Source organism: Clostridium massiliamazoniense, assembly GCF_001403635.1.
GTDB classification, from domain to species: domain Bacteria; phylum Bacillota; class Clostridia; order Clostridiales; family Clostridiaceae; genus Sarcina; species Sarcina massiliamazoniense.
On the sequence record NZ_LN879468.1, the window covers coordinates 524,792 to 543,163 of the forward strand.

At 28.2% G+C, this 18,372-nt stretch carries 26 protein-coding genes and 1 pseudogene; all 27 read left to right on the forward strand.

Annotation, left to right across the window (positions count from 1 at the left end):
* Positions 1-5: 5 nt before the first annotated feature.
* Positions 6-1,187, forward strand: coding sequence for a phage major capsid protein (locus tag ARA19_RS09395; protein WP_055070709.1), 1,182 nt, complete (start codon positions 6-8; stop codon positions 1,185-1,187).
* A gap of 45 nt (positions 1,188-1,232) precedes the next feature.
* A complete protein-coding gene (locus tag ARA19_RS09400) occupies positions 1,233-1,427 on the forward strand; it encodes a head-tail connector protein (RefSeq protein ID WP_055070710.1) in 195 nt (64 codons plus the stop codon).
* A 66-nt stretch (positions 1,428-1,493) separates the two neighbouring features.
* Positions 1,494-1,805, forward strand: a complete 312-nt coding sequence (locus ARA19_RS09405; RefSeq protein ID WP_055070711.1) for a phage head completion protein — start codon at positions 1,494-1,496, stop codon at positions 1,803-1,805.
* The gene (locus tag ARA19_RS09410) at positions 1,805-2,230 is read left to right on the forward strand and encodes an HK97 gp10 family phage protein (RefSeq protein ID WP_055070712.1); all 426 of its coding nucleotides are present in this window, start codon (positions 1,805-1,807) and stop codon (positions 2,228-2,230) included. The genes ARA19_RS09405 and ARA19_RS09410 overlap by 1 nt, the downstream gene beginning before the upstream one ends.
* Complete coding sequence (locus ARA19_RS09415) at positions 2,230-2,679, forward strand: phage tail terminator family protein (RefSeq protein ID WP_055070713.1); 450 nt, start codon at positions 2,230-2,232, stop codon at positions 2,677-2,679. The genes ARA19_RS09410 and ARA19_RS09415 overlap by 1 nt, the downstream gene beginning before the upstream one ends.
* On the forward strand, positions 2,679-3,740 hold the full coding sequence (locus ARA19_RS09420; protein ID WP_055070714.1) for a phage tail sheath C-terminal domain-containing protein: 1,062 nt from the start codon (positions 2,679-2,681) through the stop codon (positions 3,738-3,740). Before ARA19_RS09415 ends, ARA19_RS09420 begins: the two co-directional genes overlap by 1 nt.
* 13 nt (positions 3,741-3,753) lie before the next feature.
* Complete coding sequence (locus ARA19_RS09425) at positions 3,754-4,179, forward strand: phage tail tube protein (RefSeq protein WP_055070715.1); 426 nt, start codon at positions 3,754-3,756, stop codon at positions 4,177-4,179.
* A 14-nt stretch (positions 4,180-4,193) separates the two neighbouring features.
* Positions 4,194-4,583 (forward strand): hypothetical protein, encoded by a 390-nt coding sequence (locus tag ARA19_RS09430; RefSeq protein WP_055070716.1) that lies wholly within the window; start codon positions 4,194-4,196, stop codon positions 4,581-4,583.
* 23 nt (positions 4,584-4,606) lie between these two features.
* Positions 4,607-4,753: a hypothetical protein gene (locus ARA19_RS17790; RefSeq protein ID WP_197276586.1), complete on the forward strand. Its 147-nt coding sequence runs from the start codon at positions 4,607-4,609 to the stop codon at positions 4,751-4,753.
* A gap of 34 nt (positions 4,754-4,787) precedes the next feature.
* A complete protein-coding gene (locus tag ARA19_RS09435; RefSeq protein ID WP_055070717.1) occupies positions 4,788-5,768 on the forward strand; it encodes a hypothetical protein in 981 nt (326 codons plus the stop codon).
* Complete coding sequence (locus ARA19_RS09440) at positions 5,759-6,739, forward strand: phage tail protein (protein ID WP_055070718.1); 981 nt, start codon at positions 5,759-5,761, stop codon at positions 6,737-6,739. Before ARA19_RS09435 ends, ARA19_RS09440 begins: the two co-directional genes overlap by 10 nt.
* Positions 6,740-6,750: 11 nt before the next feature.
* A complete protein-coding gene (locus ARA19_RS09445; protein WP_055070719.1) occupies positions 6,751-7,179 on the forward strand; it encodes a hypothetical protein in 429 nt (142 codons plus the stop codon).
* On the forward strand, positions 7,179-8,090 hold the full coding sequence (locus ARA19_RS09450; RefSeq protein WP_055070720.1) for an XkdQ/YqbQ family protein: 912 nt from the start codon (positions 7,179-7,181) through the stop codon (positions 8,088-8,090). Before ARA19_RS09445 ends, ARA19_RS09450 begins: the two co-directional genes overlap by 1 nt.
* A gap of 2 nt (positions 8,091-8,092) precedes the next feature.
* Complete coding sequence (locus ARA19_RS09455; protein ID WP_055070721.1) at positions 8,093-8,443, forward strand: DUF2577 family protein; 351 nt, start codon at positions 8,093-8,095, stop codon at positions 8,441-8,443.
* On the forward strand, positions 8,443-8,880 hold the full coding sequence (locus tag ARA19_RS09460) for a DUF2634 domain-containing protein (protein ID WP_055070722.1): 438 nt from the start codon (positions 8,443-8,445) through the stop codon (positions 8,878-8,880). Before ARA19_RS09455 ends, ARA19_RS09460 begins: the two co-directional genes overlap by 1 nt.
* Positions 8,877-9,908, forward strand: a complete 1,032-nt coding sequence (locus ARA19_RS09465; RefSeq protein ID WP_055070723.1) for a baseplate J/gp47 family protein — start codon at positions 8,877-8,879, stop codon at positions 9,906-9,908. The genes ARA19_RS09460 and ARA19_RS09465 overlap by 4 nt, the downstream gene beginning before the upstream one ends.
* Positions 9,901-10,458, forward strand: coding sequence for a putative phage tail protein (locus ARA19_RS09470; RefSeq protein ID WP_055070724.1), 558 nt, complete (start codon positions 9,901-9,903; stop codon positions 10,456-10,458). The genes ARA19_RS09465 and ARA19_RS09470 overlap by 8 nt, the downstream gene beginning before the upstream one ends.
* Positions 10,448-10,741 carry a hypothetical protein gene (locus ARA19_RS09475; RefSeq protein ID WP_055070725.1) on the forward strand — a complete coding sequence of 98 codons (294 nt, stop codon included), beginning with the start codon at positions 10,448-10,450 and terminating at the stop codon, positions 10,739-10,741. The genes ARA19_RS09470 and ARA19_RS09475 overlap by 11 nt, the downstream gene beginning before the upstream one ends.
* Positions 10,741-11,385, forward strand: coding sequence for a hypothetical protein (locus tag ARA19_RS09480; RefSeq protein ID WP_055070726.1), 645 nt, complete (start codon positions 10,741-10,743; stop codon positions 11,383-11,385). Before ARA19_RS09475 ends, ARA19_RS09480 begins: the two co-directional genes overlap by 1 nt.
* The gene (locus ARA19_RS09485) at positions 11,372-11,701 is read left to right on the forward strand and encodes a hypothetical protein (protein ID WP_055070727.1); all 330 of its coding nucleotides are present in this window, start codon (positions 11,372-11,374) and stop codon (positions 11,699-11,701) included. Before ARA19_RS09480 ends, ARA19_RS09485 begins: the two co-directional genes overlap by 14 nt.
* Complete coding sequence (locus tag ARA19_RS09490; protein ID WP_055070728.1) at positions 11,701-11,844, forward strand: XkdX family protein; 144 nt, start codon at positions 11,701-11,703, stop codon at positions 11,842-11,844. Before ARA19_RS09485 ends, ARA19_RS09490 begins: the two co-directional genes overlap by 1 nt.
* A gap of 116 nt (positions 11,845-11,960) precedes the next feature.
* Complete coding sequence (locus tag ARA19_RS09495) at positions 11,961-12,194, forward strand: hypothetical protein (RefSeq protein ID WP_055070729.1); 234 nt, start codon at positions 11,961-11,963, stop codon at positions 12,192-12,194.
* Positions 12,195-12,196: 2 nt separating this feature from the next.
* On the forward strand, positions 12,197-12,877 hold the full coding sequence (locus ARA19_RS09500) for an N-acetylmuramoyl-L-alanine amidase (RefSeq protein WP_055070730.1): 681 nt from the start codon (positions 12,197-12,199) through the stop codon (positions 12,875-12,877).
* A 495-nt stretch (positions 12,878-13,372) separates the two neighbouring features.
* Positions 13,373-14,065, forward strand: coding sequence for a hypothetical protein (locus tag ARA19_RS09505; protein WP_055070731.1), 693 nt, complete (start codon positions 13,373-13,375; stop codon positions 14,063-14,065).
* 291 nt (positions 14,066-14,356) lie between these two features.
* Positions 14,357-14,482, forward strand: a pseudogene (locus tag ARA19_RS17165) (GGGtGRT protein); the annotation flags it as partial.
* Between the two features lie 370 nt (positions 14,483-14,852).
* Positions 14,853-15,188, forward strand: coding sequence for a rubredoxin-like domain-containing protein (locus ARA19_RS09510; RefSeq protein WP_055070732.1), 336 nt, complete (start codon positions 14,853-14,855; stop codon positions 15,186-15,188).
* 314 nt (positions 15,189-15,502) lie between these two features.
* On the forward strand, positions 15,503-18,319 hold the full coding sequence (locus tag ARA19_RS09515) for an endo-beta-N-acetylglucosaminidase (protein WP_055070733.1): 2,817 nt from the start codon (positions 15,503-15,505) through the stop codon (positions 18,317-18,319).
* Positions 18,320-18,372 lie beyond the last annotated feature (53 nt).

Here is an 18,372-nt window from a genome sequence, read left to right on the forward strand (position 1 = left end):
AAAACATGAAAAAAATTGATGAAATGAAACAAAATTTAGAAGGATTAAAAAATGAGGTGCAAAATTTCTTAAATAAAAATAAAATTGCAGATGCTAAAGCAAAGATGGAAGAAGTTAAGAATATGAAAGAAGCAATAGCAATACAAGAAGAATTAGACAAAGAAGAAATGGAAAGGGTACAAAATATGATAAAAGAAGAAGGGAAGAAAATTGAAGGTAAAGAAGTTAGAAATAAAACAAAAGCTTTTATAAATACAATAAAATCTGAGGTTGTAAAAGGTTTTAAGATGTCTAAAGAAGATATAGATATAGTTAATGCAACTACCATGACAGAAGGCGTTGATAAAGATGGGGGATTAACAGTACCTAGGGATGTAAGAACAGAAATAAAAGAATTAAGAAAAGCTGATGATTCTTTAGAATTATTAGTGCATACAGAAAAAACTACAACTCTTTCTGGTTCTAGAATTATAGAAGTTAATGCAGATCACACGCCTTTCGATAATGTCGAAGAAGCAGAACAATTCCCAGAAATTTCAACTCCTGAATTTAGAGATGTAGAATATAAAGTAAAGAAAAAAGGTGGGATTTTAAATGTAACAAGAGAATTATTAGAAGATAGTGATGAAAATATATTAGCATATTTGAAAAATTGGATAGCAAAAAAATCTAAAGCAACAAGAAATGCTTTAGTGGTTGCTAAATTAAAAGAAGTTTGGGGTAAAAATCCAGTTCAAATAGCGAATTTTGATGATTTAAAAGATATATTAAATGTACAATTAGACACTGCCTATGAAGCAACTTCTATTGTTTTATTAAATCAGGATGCTTTTAACTATTTAGATAAATTAAAAGATGGGGACGGTAAATATATATTACAACCAGATCCAACTAACGCTACTAAAAAATTATTGTTTGGATTATATCCTGTTAAAAAAGTTTCTAATAAAACTATGCCAACTGTTGAAGGCAAAGCTCCTGTTTATATTGGTGACCTAAAAGAAGCTATAACAATTTTTGATAGAGAATCTTTATCTATAGATTTTAATGATAGATCTGATTCAACATGGAAAAATGATAAAGTAGCTATGAAAGTAAGGGAAAGATTAGATATACAAGAAGTTGTAGAAGAAGCAATGATAGGATGCGAAATAACAATAGGACAAGCATTAAAAACTAAAAAATAATTAAAGAGGGATTAATTTCCCTCTATTTTTGGGAGGGATATAATAATGGAACTTAATATAGTTAAAAATTATTTAAGAATCGATTTTGAAGAGCATGATAAATTATTAGAGTTACTAATATCTGTTGCAAAAGAATATATAGAAGATGCTATAGGCAAATATGATAACACTAGAAAAAACAAATTATTTTATTATGTACTCTTGTTAGCGATATGTATGCAAATAACTATTTTTCTATAGATAAGAATATGCAAAAAAATAAAATAGTTTCTTCTATTATATTGCAAGAACAGCTGAGGTATGAAGATGAATTATAATCTTAACAATAAAATTGAAGTTTGGGATAAAGTAGAAGTTGAAAATGAACTTGGGGAAATAGAGCATAAATTTGCTAAGATAAAAAATATTTGGAGTTATGTAGTACCAACTGGTGGTACAAAAAAAGATAATTCTGCTGAGATAAAAATTAAAGTTATTATTAGAAAGTTAAGTCTTAAAGAGATAAATAATTCTATGTACTTTATTTATAACAAACAGAGATTTAATATAGATTATCATCTTCCTCGGTTTGATAACAATGATTTTATTGAAGTTTATTGTACGCTGGTGGTGGAATAATGGAAGTAGACTTTAATTTAAGAGAACTAACTAACTTTGAAAATAAATTACTTGACTTAGCTAATAAGAAAATGCCTAATGAATGTAAAAAATTTATGAGACAAGAAGGAAGTAAACTAAATAAGAAAGCAAAAGCAAAAGCTAAAAGTAAAGTTAAGAAAAAAACAGGGAATTATCACAAATCTATAAAAAGAGGAAAAGTCTATAAATATACTGGTAACGGGGGATGGGCTATAAGAAGTTATTCAGCATCACCACATTCACATTTGATTGAAAAGGGACACAGAATAGTTGTAAACGGAGAAGAAAAAGGATTTGTAGAAGGAAAACATATCTTCGAAGATACAGAAAAAGAATTTCAAAGTGAATTCTATAAAGATACTCAAAAATTTATTGATGAAACACTTGAAAAGGGGCTGAATTAATGATTATAGAAATTTATAAGTCTGTAATTTTAAAACTAAAAAAAATTATAAAAAATAGTGGGTTTAACGGACTAAAAATAATCGATGAAGAAGTCGAAGGCACTATAATAAGACCTTCAATCAAACTAACTTTAGATGATGTTAATAGTGAAAACTTAACATCTGAGTATAATAATAATAATTTGAAGTTTAGACTTTATTTCTTTGCAAAAGACAGGAATAAGTATAAATTAGATAATTTAAAAATGTCTGAGATTTTAGTAAAAGAATTAACTTTTATTGAAGTTAACGATATTGTGATTGATATTGAGGAACTACAGATTGAAACAGTTGATACTGTTTTAGTTTGTAGTTTTTCTATTAATTATTATGAAATTAATAACAAGAAAAATTATGATTCTGATAATGAAGAATTTATGGAAAATTTAATTTACGAGGAGGAAATTTAATGTTATCATTGCCAATTATTGATATTAAATTTAAGCAATTAGCAAATACTTTAGTAAAAAGAAGCGAAAGAGCTATAGCTTGTTTAATAATAAACGATGAAAAACAAACAGAAAAATTAATTAAATATAAAAGCTTAAAGGAATTAGATAAAGATAAATCTAAATACACTGATGAAAACTTACAAGACATAAAAGATTGTATGGAATATGGAGTTGCTGAAATGTATGTGGTTAATGCTGATACGGTTGAAGCAGGACTGGATTTAATTGAAGAAAATATAAAAACTTGTTGGATAGCATCTAATGTTGATAACAGTTCAAGCGAAATTATTAATTTTATAAAAGAGCATGAAGTAAAAGGGAAAAGTTATAAAGCTGTAGTTTACAAAGGTCAAAATATTGACAATAAACATGTGGTTAATTTTGTAAATGAAAAGGTAATCTTTAATGATAAAAGGGGAGAGACTACTGGAGACAAGTATATTCCTAGTTTATTAGGACTTTTAGCTAGTAGTAATGTTGAAAGAGGGGTTACTTATAGAACTTGTAACAAGCTTATTAGATGTACCGAAATAGCTGATGTAGATGCAGAACTTAAAAAAGGTAGTTTTGTACTAATTAATGATGATAATAAAGTAAAAGTGGGGCTTGGAATTAATACATTGGTTACGTTTAATGAAAGTAATTCTGAAGACATGAGACATATAGATATAGTTGAAGCAATGGATCTTATACGAGATGATATAACAAATATCTTCAAGGAAGAGTATATAGGGAAAGTAAAAAATAAATTAGATAATCAAATTTTATTTATTTCTAGCATAAATACTTACTTGGATGTTTTAGCAAAACAAGATATTTTAGATTCTGATTATAAAAATTATGCTGATATTAATGTAACTGCACAAAGACAAGCTTGGTTAGGGGTTAAGCCTGAGTCAGAAAGTTGGAGTGATGAAGAAGTAAAAGTTAAAACTTTTAAAAGAAACGTATATCTACTAGGTGATATAAAAATATTAGGTGCTATGGAAAACTTAATGTTTGACATAACTATGTTTTAGGAGGTAAAAGAATATGGCATTTAATCCAAACAGGATTTTAAAAGGTAATAATGGTTACGTATGGTTAAATGGAGAACTACTAGCAGAAATAAAGAGCATTGAAGCTAAGATAACAGGCAACTTTGAAGAAGCGAATGTATGTGGAGATAATGCAACACATCATAGTTATACAGGCTGGACAGGTGAAGGAACTACTGTTTTACAAAAAGTAGATAGTAAAGTCCTTAAGTTGGTAGCAGATTCTTATAAAACAGGTATTTTCCCTGAGTTATCTGTAATAACTAAGTTAACAGATGTAGTAACTAAGAAATCTGAAAGAACTGCTATTAAAAATATGATTATAACTGAAGCTATGCTCGCTAAATTTGAAGCGAAAGCATTAGTAGAAGAAGAAATACCATTCAAATTTAGCGATTACGAAATTTTAGAAACAATTTAGAGGAGTGAATTATTATGAGTAATGATGCAATAAAAAGATTAACATTTAAAGATATTATAGCTAAAAAGGCTTTATTAGAAAAAAATAAAAAAGAATATAGAGATATTTATTGTCCAAATTTAGAAGGAAATTTATTATTCAAACTTCCAAGCGATGAAGAAATATTAGACTTGATGGAAGACATAGATGAAAAAGATACGAGACAAGTTTATGAGAAAGCTAAAAAGCTTATATACACTCATTGTGAAGCTTTAAAATCTAAAGAATTACACGAAGCTTTTGAAATAGTAGATCCTTTTGATATTGTTTCAAAAGTATTTTCTATGGGACAAGTATTGAAGGTTTTTGATAAACTTACAGAGCATTTAGATCTAGACGAATTCAGTGAACAAATAAAAAACTAATAGAGAATGATGCAGATTTTAATATGTATGCTTTTTATGTTGCTCGAGGCTGGAAATTACATGAATTAGCTAATCTTGATATAAGAGAAAAGCTTTTTTTGTATCATTCTCAAAATAATTTTTATAAAGAAGAAGCTGAAAAATATAAAGCACTATTTGGAAGTAAGTAGTGCTTTTTAAATTTTAACAGAGGGAGGTGAAATGATGGGAAGAGCTATTAATGCAATATTAAATCTTAAAGATAAATTTTCATCAGCATTGCAAAGAACTACTGGGAATACAAAAAAGTTTGAAAGACAAGTAAAAAAAACACAAAATAGAATTAATAAAATGGCTAAAAGTACAGTTAGTGCTTTTGGAAATATTGTAAAGGCTAGTGCAACAATGGCTGGAGCAGCAGGTGTAGCATTAGCTGGAATAGGAATTAATTATGCTTCTGATTTAGAGGAAGTTCAAAACGTTGTAGATACTACTTTTGGTAATATGTCAAAAAAAGTTGATGAATGGAGTAAGGGAGCATTAGAAAAGTTCGGGCTAAATGAATTAAGTGCAAAAAGATATAGTTCTACTTTAGGAGCATTAATGAAATCGAGTGGAGTTAGTTCAGATAAGCTTGTAGAGATGTCAACAAACCTAACAGGTCTTGCTGGGGATATGGCTTCATTCTATAATTTAGAGCCTGATGTAGCTTTTGATAAACTTAGAGCCGCAATAAGTGGAGAAACTGAACCTATGAAGGCTTTAGGAGTTAATATGTCTGTTACAAACATGGAAGCATTTGCATTAACTAAAGGTATAAAGAAACAATGGAAAGCTATGAGTCAAGGGGAACAGACTACATTAAGATATCAGTATTTAATGGAAAAGACAGCTGATGCACAAGGAGATTTTAATAAGACAAGTGATTCGTTTGCTAACCAAACAAAGTTAATGAAAGAAAATATTCTACAATTAGCAGGTAGTTTAAGCAAAGGTCTACTACCATTTCTAGCAAAGATGGCTAAAAAACTAAATGACTTCATTAAGGGAATTAATGTAGATACTGTAGTTAAGAATATTCAAAGTGGGTTTGAAAAAGCTAAAAATTTCATCAGTGGTTTTATACAGGTACTTAAAAAGCTATTGCCTATTATTTTAGGAGTTATTGGAGGATTAGCAGCATTTGTAATGTCAGTATGGTACTAGCTTTAAAGAAAGCTTTTAATGCAGCAAGTACAGCAACTGGATTATTAGCAAAAGCAAATGCACTACTGAATGTTACATTTTTAACTAATCCTATATTCTGGATTGCAGTTGCAATAGGAGCATTAATTGCAATAGTTATAATTGCATATCAAAAATGCGAATGGTTTAGAAATATAGTTAATGGACTTTGGGAGAAATTTAAAGAATTTGCATCAGGTTTATTAGCAAATATGATTCCAGTCCTTCAAAATTTATATTCATGGTTTAACGATAAAATAGTACCTGTTATTCAAAAAGTAGGAGAAATACTTAATTGGTTATGGCTTAATGTACTAGCTCCACTTGGCTTTTTTATAGGTCAAGTGTTTCAGATGGCGTTTGTTACGGCTTTTACTTTCATAGGAACTACTATACAAAATATAGCTGTTACTATAGGAGCTGTAATTGATGGGCTAATGAGTATTTTCAATGGAATTTTGGAGTTTATAATTGGAGTTTTTACTGGGAATTGGGAACAGGCTTGGAATGGAGTTAAAGAAATTTTCTTTGGAATTTGGACTTCATTAGGAGGAATAGTCACAGGAATTCTTAATGGTATGATTGATGGTATAAATGCTGTTATCAAAGGAATTAATTCTATGCTCTCTTTTAAAGTGCCTGATTGGATTCCTGTGATTGGAGGAAAGGGAGTAAATGTTAATATTCCGACTATTCCTAGGTTTGCAAATGGTACAAGCTATTTCTCAGGTGGTCTTGCACAGATTAATGAAAGAGGTGGAGAAATAGTTGACTTGCCTAACGGAAGCCGAGTTATTCCAGCTGATAAAAGTAAAAAAATGCTTGAAAATTCAAGAGGAGCTATAAAGGTAGATGTTAATATAGCAGGCAACGTCATTGGAAATAAAGAATTTATGGAGGCAACAGGAGCATATGTAGCAGAAAAAATTAAAGTTGCTTTGTTAAATAGTTAGGAGGGATGTAGATGGCAGATATATTTTTGAGTAGTTTGGATAGATCGGAAGTTTACAGACTTCCTATCATTCCAACAGATTTACCTGATTTAGAAAGGGCAATTAATAGCGAAGAGTTTGAAACTAATGGAGCTGGTATCTATAGTTTTCAAACTACAATATCATTGTTAACCTTTACAATAGAAAGTTTTTTACCAGCTTATAGTGATAAGTATAGTTGGAGCAAAGGACAAATTAATCCAGCAAGTATTTTAAATTTAATTAATACTAGTATGGCTTATAAAAAGCCTATTCGAGTTGTCATGGACAGAAATGAAAATAAAGATATGAGTAAAACTGTAATTAATATAGCTTGTACTATAGAAAGTTTTAGTTATAGGATAGCTAAAAATCAGGACATATATTATAGTTTAAGCCTAAAGGAATGGAGGGAAGTATAATGTTAAGTTTATATTATAACAATACTGATATACTTCCTAAAAGTAATAATCTAGCTTGGAGTAGTGATGGTGATAACTTCGGAATAGAACTAAGCTTTGATAGTCTTTATGACTTAGAAGAAGGGGAAAGCATTACCCTTTGGGATGATAATATAAGATTTTTTGAAGGGATAATAGTAAAAAAATCTTATATTAACTTTTCTAATAGCTATAGTTGTTTAGATTATTCTTTCTATGGGAATAACGAAACCTTAATACAGTTTAATAAAACTGCTGCTAGTAATGCACTTAAAGAGTTATGGAACAACTTTGGAGTTTACATTGAAAGTATAAATATTCCTACACTTATAGATCAATTATTTAAGGATAAATCTTTAAATGATATTACTAAAGAAATTTTAGAGTTAGCAGAAACAGATCAAGGTAAAAAATATTTTTCAGAATTTCAAGGTGCAACTTTAAAAATATTAGAAGCTTATACTGAAACTATTAATCCTAAATTGTTAATTTCTAAAGAAATAAGCTATGATACTGATTTAAGTGAATTAAGAAATAAAATAATAGTAGTTAACGATGGCGAAGAAAGCAATACTATACATGCTGTTGAAAGTGATAATAATAGTATTAATAAATATGGATTATTACAGGAATACTTAACTGTAAGTGAAGAAGAACAAGCAAAGGCTATTAATATGGCTAGAAATACTTTAGCTGAAAAGAATAGGATTAAAAAGAACTTTTCCTTTAACTGTATAGCTTTAAATGGTGGATGTAGCATAAAAGCTAATAGATTAATTGACTTAGGTAAAGAATTTTCAAAGTATGGCATTACAGGAAAACAAAAAATTAAAAGTGCTAGTCACAGCTATAACAATAAAATTCACAAAGTTGATATTACATTGGAGGTATAGGAATGGCATGGCAACATGAATTAGCAAGAGAATTTAAAAAGAGAAACAATAACAGCAAATTAGGTGCATTGGTTGGGAAAATTATTTCCACTAATCCAATTAAGATTAGCTTACTTAATGGACAAGTTATAGCACAAAATAATATTTATATCTGCAATAGTGTATTGCTTGATGATATTACTTTAGATGTTGATTATAATTTAGATAATATAGCAGAACATGGAACAGTAAACACAAGTGGTAATCTAACTATTAAAAATGAATACTTAAAAAATACTGATTTAGTTCTAGTTATCTGTAGTGAAGATAATGGAACTTTTTTTGTTATAGACAAAGTTAGGAAGGTGAGTTAATGTTACCTAAGCTTAATGTAGACTTATTAGAATTACAAGATAATATTAATAAGCCTAGCGAAAATAAACCTAAGAAAACTTTTAAATTTAATTTCGATGAAGGCGAATTTATTTTTTCTGATGGCAAGATTGATGTAGCTGAAGGTATTGACTCCATACAGATATGGATAGATAAACTATTGAGAACAGAAAAGTTTAAATATTCTATCTATGAGAAGTATGGCATAAGGTTAGAGGATTTATTGTTTAATTCAGATTTCCCTAAAAGTTTTATTGAAAGTGAATTGCAAAGAGAAATTACAGAGGCTTTACTAACCAATGAAAATATAGAAAGTATAGATAGTTTTACTATTGAAAGACAACATAGAACTTATTTAATAAGTTTTAATGTGAAAATTAGAAATGGTAATTTCTTTATTCAGGAGGTGGTATTGTGACGAAAATATTAGAAGAAATGTTATCTAAAGTTCCAGATGATTTTGATAAATCAGAAGGTTCTTTTTTTTATGATTTATTAAAACCAGTTGCTGATGTTTTAGAAGATAGTAGAAGTATTACGGAAAGTATTAAAAATAAAGCTTTTGTGGATACTTCAACAGGTGAATTTCTTGATAGAAAAGCTAATGAAATAGGGCTTGAAAGAAGAAGAGCAAGTAAATCAAAAGGATTAGTTAAAATAACTGGAGAAGCTGGGGCAGAAATACGAATAGGTATGCAAGTTGCATCAGATAATTTATTTTTTAGAATTTCAGAAGATAGAATTATACCAGCAAATAAAACTATTGAAGTTACTGCTGAATGTGAAATTGAAGGCAGTATAGGAAATGTTGTTATAGGTGCTATCAAAAGTTTTCCTCAAACTATACAAGGGTTAACATCAGTTACTAATTTAAGTACTTTTACAGGTGGATATGATGAAGAAACTGATGATAGTTTAAGAGAAAGGTATTATGCTAAAGTTAGAAGGCCTTCGACAAGTGGCAATGTTCAAGATTATATAAATTGGGCAAATGAAGTTGATGGCGTAGGAGGAGTTAAAGTTATCCCTTTAGCTAATGGCAATGGAACAGTTGAAGTTGTAATAATTAATTCTAATAGCCTTCCTGCTGATAAAAATCTTATAAATAATGTTAAGGAGAATATAGATGGGAAAAGACCAATAGGAGCAACTGTGAGCGTTTCTAGTGCTACAGTTAAAGATATTATTATTAGTGTAGATTTAATTGTTGATATTAAAAATTATGATGTTGAAATAGTAAAAGAGGAAGTTAGAAAAGCTATTGATGCATATATAAAAGCACAAGCATTTAAATCTGATTATATATCTTATGCTAGACTTGGTTCTGTTATTTTTAATGTACTAGGAGTTGCTGATTATAGAAATTTAACTTTAAACAATTCTACTGAAAATGTAAGCATTTCTAATACTGAAATAGCAGTTTTTAGGGAGGTTACATATGTATAGTAATCTCCCTAAATACTATAAAAATTCTAAAACAGTTAAAACTCTTGGAAGTATAAATAAAGAAAAACTTCATGATCTTAATAATTTTATATTAACTTCATTAGATAATTTATTTATAGAACATTCTCAGGAACTTGGAAGATATGAAACTATATTTGGTCTTCCTATTAATCCGACTATAGCAATAACTGAAAGAATAGCAAGAATAAAAGCTAAACTACAAGGAACAGGGACAACTTCTATTGATGTAATAAAAAATATTTGTTTAGGATTTACAGATGGAAGAGTTGAAGTTGTAGAGAATAATGAGAATTATGAATTTATAGTTACTTTTTTTAGTGGTAGTATAAATGACAGTAAGGAACTAATAAAGCAAATTGATGAGATTAAACCAGCACATCTGAACTATCAATTAATAGCTTCTATAGCAAATTTTATAAGAGTTTATTCTACTAAAAAAGCATTTAAACAAGAGTTTTATTGCTGCAATGAAGTAGAAACAAGTGTAGAACAGTTTACAACGAAAGAGGTGGTAATAGATGTTAGCTAGTTATATTAAAGAAGAAATAATGCAGCTAATACTTAATAAATGTGTTAAATGTCAATTTGAGCTAAATGGAGTTTTGCAAGAAGTTGAACTTTTAAAAAAAGAAAATACAGGTGAGGGGTTATCTGTATATGTTACTTTTGGCAATAGAGTAGGTCTAATCAACAATATAAAAATAGTTGATGCTAATAATAATCCTATATTAACAGATAGTAGAGAATTTAATAAGACAAGCAAAGAAGTACTGACTATACTTCTTAGAATAGACCGTATGGAGGTGGTTTAATGTCATATGTGAAGACAAAGTGGAAAGATAAAATAGTTAATGAAGTTGGAGAAATTATTCAAGAAGGTACTCCATTGAGTGCTGAAAATTTAAATAATATTGAAGCTGGTATAGAAGAAAATACTGAACAATTGTTAGATATTAAGCAGGAAACAGAAGTAAAGGAGAATCAAATAGTTGAGGCTATTAAAAATCCTAGTTTAGAAGGTTGTGGATTGAAGTATTTAGTTAGAGAAGATGCGGAGATATGTATTTCAGGAACTGCCGAGAGGGATAGCTCATACTATTTTCAAGAAACAACTGTAACATGTCCTGCTAATAAATTAATGTATATAATATCTATTAGAATAATATATGGTAGGCCTTATTCGGGCTCTAATTCAGGTAGAGTTGGAAATTTTGAGTGCACATACTTTAAAACACCAAAATTCTCTATTCAACAATTTTACTCTAATTTAATTTTTGCAGAAAATCTTTTTATGGGTTGCGGGGTTGATCCTTATGATTACTCAAATGGAGTTGATGTAAATAAAACTATTTTAATACCTAAACCAATTGAAAAATTCACTATATCAGGAGCAGAAGTGTCGTACGTATTATTAGATAAAGATAAGGGAGGGATAGATTACAATGATTTTAATTAAAAGTGAAATTTTAAATGGTATAGTTTATAACACATACGACAATGGAATAGTTGAAAGCTATGAATATATAGAGCCTAGCGAAGAACCGCCAATAGAAGAAGTTATTCCGCCAGATATTCCTCCTACAATTAGCGATGATGATTTAAAATATTTAGAATATAAATTAAAAGAGCAAGATAAAAAAATATTTAATTTAGAAAATGAAAATGCAGATTTACTTTTAGATGCTGCAATAAAAGATATTGAAATAGAAAGTCTTAAAAATGATATTGGAGACTTAATGTTAGAAGTTGCATTAATGGGAGGAATGAGGTAATGGATTGGTATAAAAAGATAAAAAAATATTATGAAGATGGTATTTATGAAGTAGAGCAAGTGAAAATATTTGTACAAGCAAAGAAAATAACAGAAGAAGAATTTAAACTGATAACTGGACAAGACTATATAGTTGAAGAATAGAAACATATTGTTCAGCAATATATTGAGAGATTTAGATTAATTCTAAGTCTCTTTTTTTATAAAAATGACAGTTTAGAAATGACCTTAAGAAAATTATTTTAAAGAGGTGAAAGAAGATGGAACAAATAATAACAAATTTAGGCTTTCCCATAGCTTGTGTGATGGGATGTGCTTATTTTATATATACAACTAACCAGCAACAAAGAGAGGATAATAATAAAAGAGAAGAAAAACTATTTGCACAACTAGATAGATTTGGAGAGAGTTTAGATAGTTTCAATACTACTTTAATTAAGATAGATACTAGATTAGAAGCAGTAGAGAAAAAAGTTTCAGGGGAGGAGAAGTAAATATGATATATGGTATTAATGATGGACATTGTTTAACTGGAAAAGGAACAGGAGCAGTTGGATATAAAAATGAAACTGATATGAATAGATTAGTTGGTAAAAGATTAAGAACTATGTTAAAAGAATCAGGTCATAGTGCTATAGATTGTACAGTAGATAAATCAAATAATGATTTAGCTGATATAGTAACATTAGCAAATAAACAATATTTAGATTTATTTATATCTTTACATTTAAATTGTTTCTCAGATAAAAATGCAAATGGTGTAGAAACTTTTTCTTATGCTAAAAGTGGAAAAGGACATGAATATGCTGTTAAAATTCAAAATGAATTGGTAAGCTCTATAGGGTGGAAAAATAGAGGAAAAAAAGAAGCTAATTTCTATGTCCTTAGAAACACAAATGCTAGTGCTGTATTAATAGAACTTGGATTCTGTTCAAATAAAGAGGATATGGACAAGTGGGATACTGAAAAAATCTGCAGGGCGATATTTAAAGCTATTACAGGAGCTAATTATATTCCAAAACAACAAACTAATTCTACTACAACATCTAATGTTTACAGAGTTTTTGTAGATGGAAAACAACGAGGAACAGCTTATGCGAATCATAAAAATATTTTAGGAATGGTAGAAACAGCTCTTAAAAATAATGCAACTATTATAGAAGTTAAGAAAAAATAAAAGTTATTTTAACAATATGAGTAATATATTGAAAAAAATTCTAAATAATAATATTATATATTTGAGAGAGTTATAATAGCCAATACACTTATCAACTTTTAATTACTATGGTTAAAAGTGCACATTTAAACTTATAAATACAAATTATATCTATAAACTATACCTGTTTATGCTATCAAAATTTGATAAATATACTTTTTACACCACTTTTATAAGTTTAAAATCAGTAAAAGCAATGCAGTTTTTTAGCATTGCTTTTATTTCATTTGCACGAGGAATAAATTGTAGAAGTTTACTTAATTCTTTTAATCTAAAATTTATAATTCATTAAAAATTTCATTATTGAAATATACATAAGAAGCAATAAAATAATTAAAGTTATACCACCAACTACTAAAAGACTAATATCCATATAATCTCATATTTACAATTATTAACAAATTATTTAATTTATAATCATTTTTAATATGGTAATATATTTGTTGGGGTGATGAAATGAAAGAAAAAATGAAAGTTAGTGTTTTTGAAAGGACTTGGTTTACTGTATTAATGCTTATTGTATTTTTTCCAGTTGGTCTTTTCACTATGTTTAAGTACAAAAAATTTAATAAGGTAATAAGAACTATAGTAACTGTATTTTTTGGATTTATGCTTGTAGGTTATTTAACTTCTGATAGTGAATCTACTCCTAGTAAAGTTGAAAATAAAGAAGTAATACAACAAGATGATAAAAAGGCTAAAGAAGAATCAGCACCAGTAGTAGAAAAAGCTCCTGTTGAAACAAAAAAGTCAACAAAAGATATGATTACAGCTGCTATACCTAAATCTATTGATAATGTAACACAAGTAAACTATGTAGAAGGATTAGAGGGAGATAGAAGTCCTGTAGTTTTTATAATGAATTTATCAGATAATCTAACAAATAATTTTATGATTAAAGGTGCTTATTTAGATGCTAAAGCAATTATACAAGCAGTTGATGCTAAAGTAGGAGATAAAATAAGTTCTTATCAATTTATGTTTAATACTAAATTTATAGATAAGTATGGAAATGAATCGGAAGGAAAGGCATTAAGTTTTGACTACAGTAAAGATACTGTAGATAAAATTAATTGGGATAAAATACTTACTGATAATTTTATAGATCTTAGTGAAAATGAATTTGTACATCCAGCGTTAACTAAGTAGTAGAACTATAAATAAGTTAAAAGAAATAAGAAGATTAAAGATAGAGAATAATAATTTTTTAATATTGTATGATCTAATCAAATCATACAATATTTTTTTATACATATTTTAGAGAAAATATTGAATTAGATATTTTTTTAATTTTAATACTATATATTAATGTAGAGATTTTTTATTTTAAAATATTTTTAAAATTTTTATTGAATAGTTAGTGTACGTTGAGTTATAATATAAACAAGTATTAACGTGAAAATATGTTTTTGTTTAACCTCACTGAGGTAGCTAACTGTCTTTGCTGGTTCTTCATCAGTTCCTGCTCACGTAGAAATGATGGGATTAATCGGTGCTGGTAACAATCCAATGGTTGGTATGACAGTTGCTGTAGCAGTTGCTGTAGAAGAAGCAATGAACAAATAGGATGGTAAGCCATTCTTTAAAGTTCTATATTTAAAATTTGAATAGATTTTGTTTATAAATTACTAATCACGTCATTTTGTAAAAAGGCTATGACGTGATTAGTTTTTTTGTATAAAGAAAAATGAGATTAGGAGGAAATATCTAATCTCATATAATATTAACTTAATAAATTCTATTATTCTCTTAATTTCATTAAAAAAATTATATTTTCATTGGGGATATATAATATCAAACTAGATTTTAATTAATTAATATAATTAGTTGACAATAATTATTATTTAGATTAAACTATTAAATATAATAATTAGAAATAAATATATTTGAAATATCGTAAGTAGAGATAGATATATAAATAGAGGAGGAAATAGTTATGAAAAAGTTGTTTAAATGCACTGTTTGTGGATATGTAGCTGAAGGAGTTGAAGCACCAGAAGTTTGTCCAAAATGTAATTTAGGAAAGGATAAGTTCGTTGAACTTAGTAAGGAAGATGCTGATAAAATTTATGCTTCAGATAGAACTAACAGCATTCATGCTGAAATTATTTTATTAGCAGAAAAGATTGCTAAACTTTCAGAAGAAGGTATAATATTAAACCTTGATCCAAAGTGTGTATCTGGTTTTGAAAAAGCAAAAAATGAAGCTTGGGTTATAAAACAAAGATGTAAAGCAGAGCTTGCAGGGCATATGGCTAACGGTAAGTGGTAAAATTATATTTTTATTTAAACAAAAAGGGAAGTAAAAAAGTATTAAATCTAAATGAATCAAAATAGAAAATTGATAGTGAATGATTTATAGAAATATAAGTTGTTCACTATTATTTTTTTTATTTTAAAGAGAATATAGTTATACTAAAAAATAAAGTATATGAAAATAGTAGTTAGAAATTGTCCATAAAATCTAAATTTTTTTCATTATGCTTTTTCAAATTTATTGGTAAAGTATAGATATAATTTAAATTTATTTTTAGACTTGATGAAAACCTTTAACTTTTTAATATCTAAATTTCAAGGGGGATATTTATGAAGCTACGTAAAAAAAGTAAAAATAAAAAAAATTATAAAAAAGGTGGAAAAAAACTTAAGTTATTAATGGCGGTATTTTTATCATTTTCTATTGCTTCTTCTATGGTAAGTTGTACTGCTTTTAATCAAAAGAAGAATGTAAATGAATTTAAGTATACAATAAGTAAAGAAGTAACAAATCCTGAACTTATAATGAATAATCAACCAACAGCACCTCATTGGTTTCCGTCTGAATTATTAAATTGGACTCCTAGTAATGACAAAAATATTAATTTTAATAAAAGTACTATAAAATTAGCTAATAGGGTTAATAAGGATAAATTATTTCCTGTAAATGATACGCAATCAAAGGATAAAGAGATAGTTGCTATTTCTATAATGAATAGTAGTACAAGTGGAAATCCATCACAAGGAAGTAATAAATTTTCATCTAATGTATTTTCCTATTGGCAGTATATAGATAAGATGGTTTATTGGGGAGGTTCATCAGGTGAAGGGCTTATAGTCCCTCCAAGTGCTGATGTTATAGATTCTGCACATAAGAATGGAGTTCCTGTTTTAGGAACAGTATTTTTCCCAATGACAGAGCATGGTGGAAAAATCGAGTGGTTAAATGAATTTTTAACTAAAGATTCAAATGGGAATTTTCCAATGGTTGATAAACTTATAGAGGTTGCAAATACTTATGGTTTTGATGGATGGTTTATAAATCAAGAAACACAAGGAACTGAAGAAGAGCCATTAACAGAGGGGCATGCTGTTCTTATGAAAGATTTTATAAGTCAATTTAAAGAAAAAGCTAAGGAAAATCTTGAATTAATGTGGTATGATTCAATGACTAAGGATGGTAAAATGGAGTGGCAAAATGCTTTAACTGATGAAAATAAATTTTTCTTAGTTGGAGATGATAAAAAAGCTATTGCAGATAGTATGTTTTTAAACTTTTGGTGGACGACTGATAAACTTGCTGATCAAAATCTTTTAGAAGCTTCAACTAAGAAGGCTGATGAACTTGGAATTAATCCTAATAAATTATTTGCTGGAGTTGACATTCAACAAAATGGAATAAATACACCTATTCGCTGGGATTTATTCGAAAAGGGGAATACCTCTTTAGGATTATATTGCCCTAGTTGGACTTATTCATCAGCACAATCTATTGATGATTTTCATGATAAGGAAAATAGACTTTGGGTTAATGAAAATAATGATCCTTCAGTAAAAACAATGGCAACAGATAAAGAATGGAAGGGTATTTCTACTTATGCTATAGAAAAAACAGTTATTAATAACTTACCTTTTGTTACCAATTTTAATTTAGGACATGGATATAATTTCTTTATTAATGGTGAAAAAGTTTCAGAGACAGATTGGAATAATAGAAGTATGTCTGATATTATGCCAACATACAGATGGATGATAAAAAATGAAGGTAATAATAAGATAGATGCTAATATAGATTATGCAAATGCCTTTTATGGTGGAAATTCAATTAAATTATCTGGAAATTTAGATAGTGGAAAAGCATCTACAATTAAATTATATAGTGCAGATTTGAAATTAGAAGATAAAGTTTCATTTAAAACTACTATAAATGCCTCTAAGGAAGTTAATCTTGATTTAATATTAGAATTACATGATGGTTCAACTGAGATTTTAAAGTCAAAGGATAAGGTAACAGCTGATACTTGGTCAACTATATCTTATGATGTTTCTAAGTTATCTGGAAAATCTATAAAAACAATTTCACTTGGTTTATCTTCAGATGAATCTATAAGTGGATTAAGAGTTAATCTTGGGAATATTTCCATAACTAAGGATGCTAAAGAAGCTTCTTCAACAAACTTAAAAGTTGATGATAAGGTTTTTGATGAAGATGGTATGTTTGCAGGAGTAAAATTATCATGGGAGAGTAATAAAGATTCTGATACAAGTCATTTTGAAATTTATCAAACTAATCAAGATGGCACAAAATCTTTCCTTGGTGTTACTCCAAGTAATAATTTCTTCTTGAATGCTTTACCAAGAGAAGGTGAAGAAAATACAACTAATTTTGAAGTTCTTGCTATTAATAAGAATGGAGAAAGAGGAACTAGTTCAAGTGCTTCAATGGAATGGCCAGATAATAGAATTCCTAAAGCAGAATTTAAAATTTCAAAAACATTAGTTGCTCCGGGCGAAGAAATAACTTTAGAAAATATTTCTTCTCCAAATTCAGAAACTTTTGCTTGGGAATTAAAAGGAGCAAAAGTAGAGAGTAGTACTGAAAAATCACCAAAGGTTGTTTACGATAAAGAAGGTGATTATACAATTAAGTTAGTAGCTAAAAATAAGTCTGGAGAAAATACTAAAGTTCTTGAACAAGTAATAAAGGTTACTAATGAAGCTAAAGAGCTAGCTAATTTATCAGAAGGTAAAAAAGTTGAAGCATCATCCTTTGTAAATAATAACAAAGCACCTCAATTTGCTTTTGATGGGAAAACAGATATAAAATGGTGCGCTACAGGAAAAGCACCACATTCAATAACAGTAGATCTTGGTGGTGTTAAAGTCATAAGTGAAGTTGCTATGGCTCATGCAGAAGCAGGTGGTGAAAGTGATGGAATGAATACAAAGGCGTATACTATTGAAGTTAGTGAAAATAGTGTAGATTTTACAGAAGTAGTTAATGTTACTAGAAATTCAGCAGCTAATACATTAGATACATTTAAACCTGTGAAAGCTAAATATGTAAGAGTTACAGCAATAAAGCCAACACAAAATTCTGACTCAGCAGTAAGAATATATGAAATTCAAGTTAAAGGTATTAAATAGTTTATAAAAATTAATAAGAGATGAATCTGTAGTTAAACTAACCATATTGATTT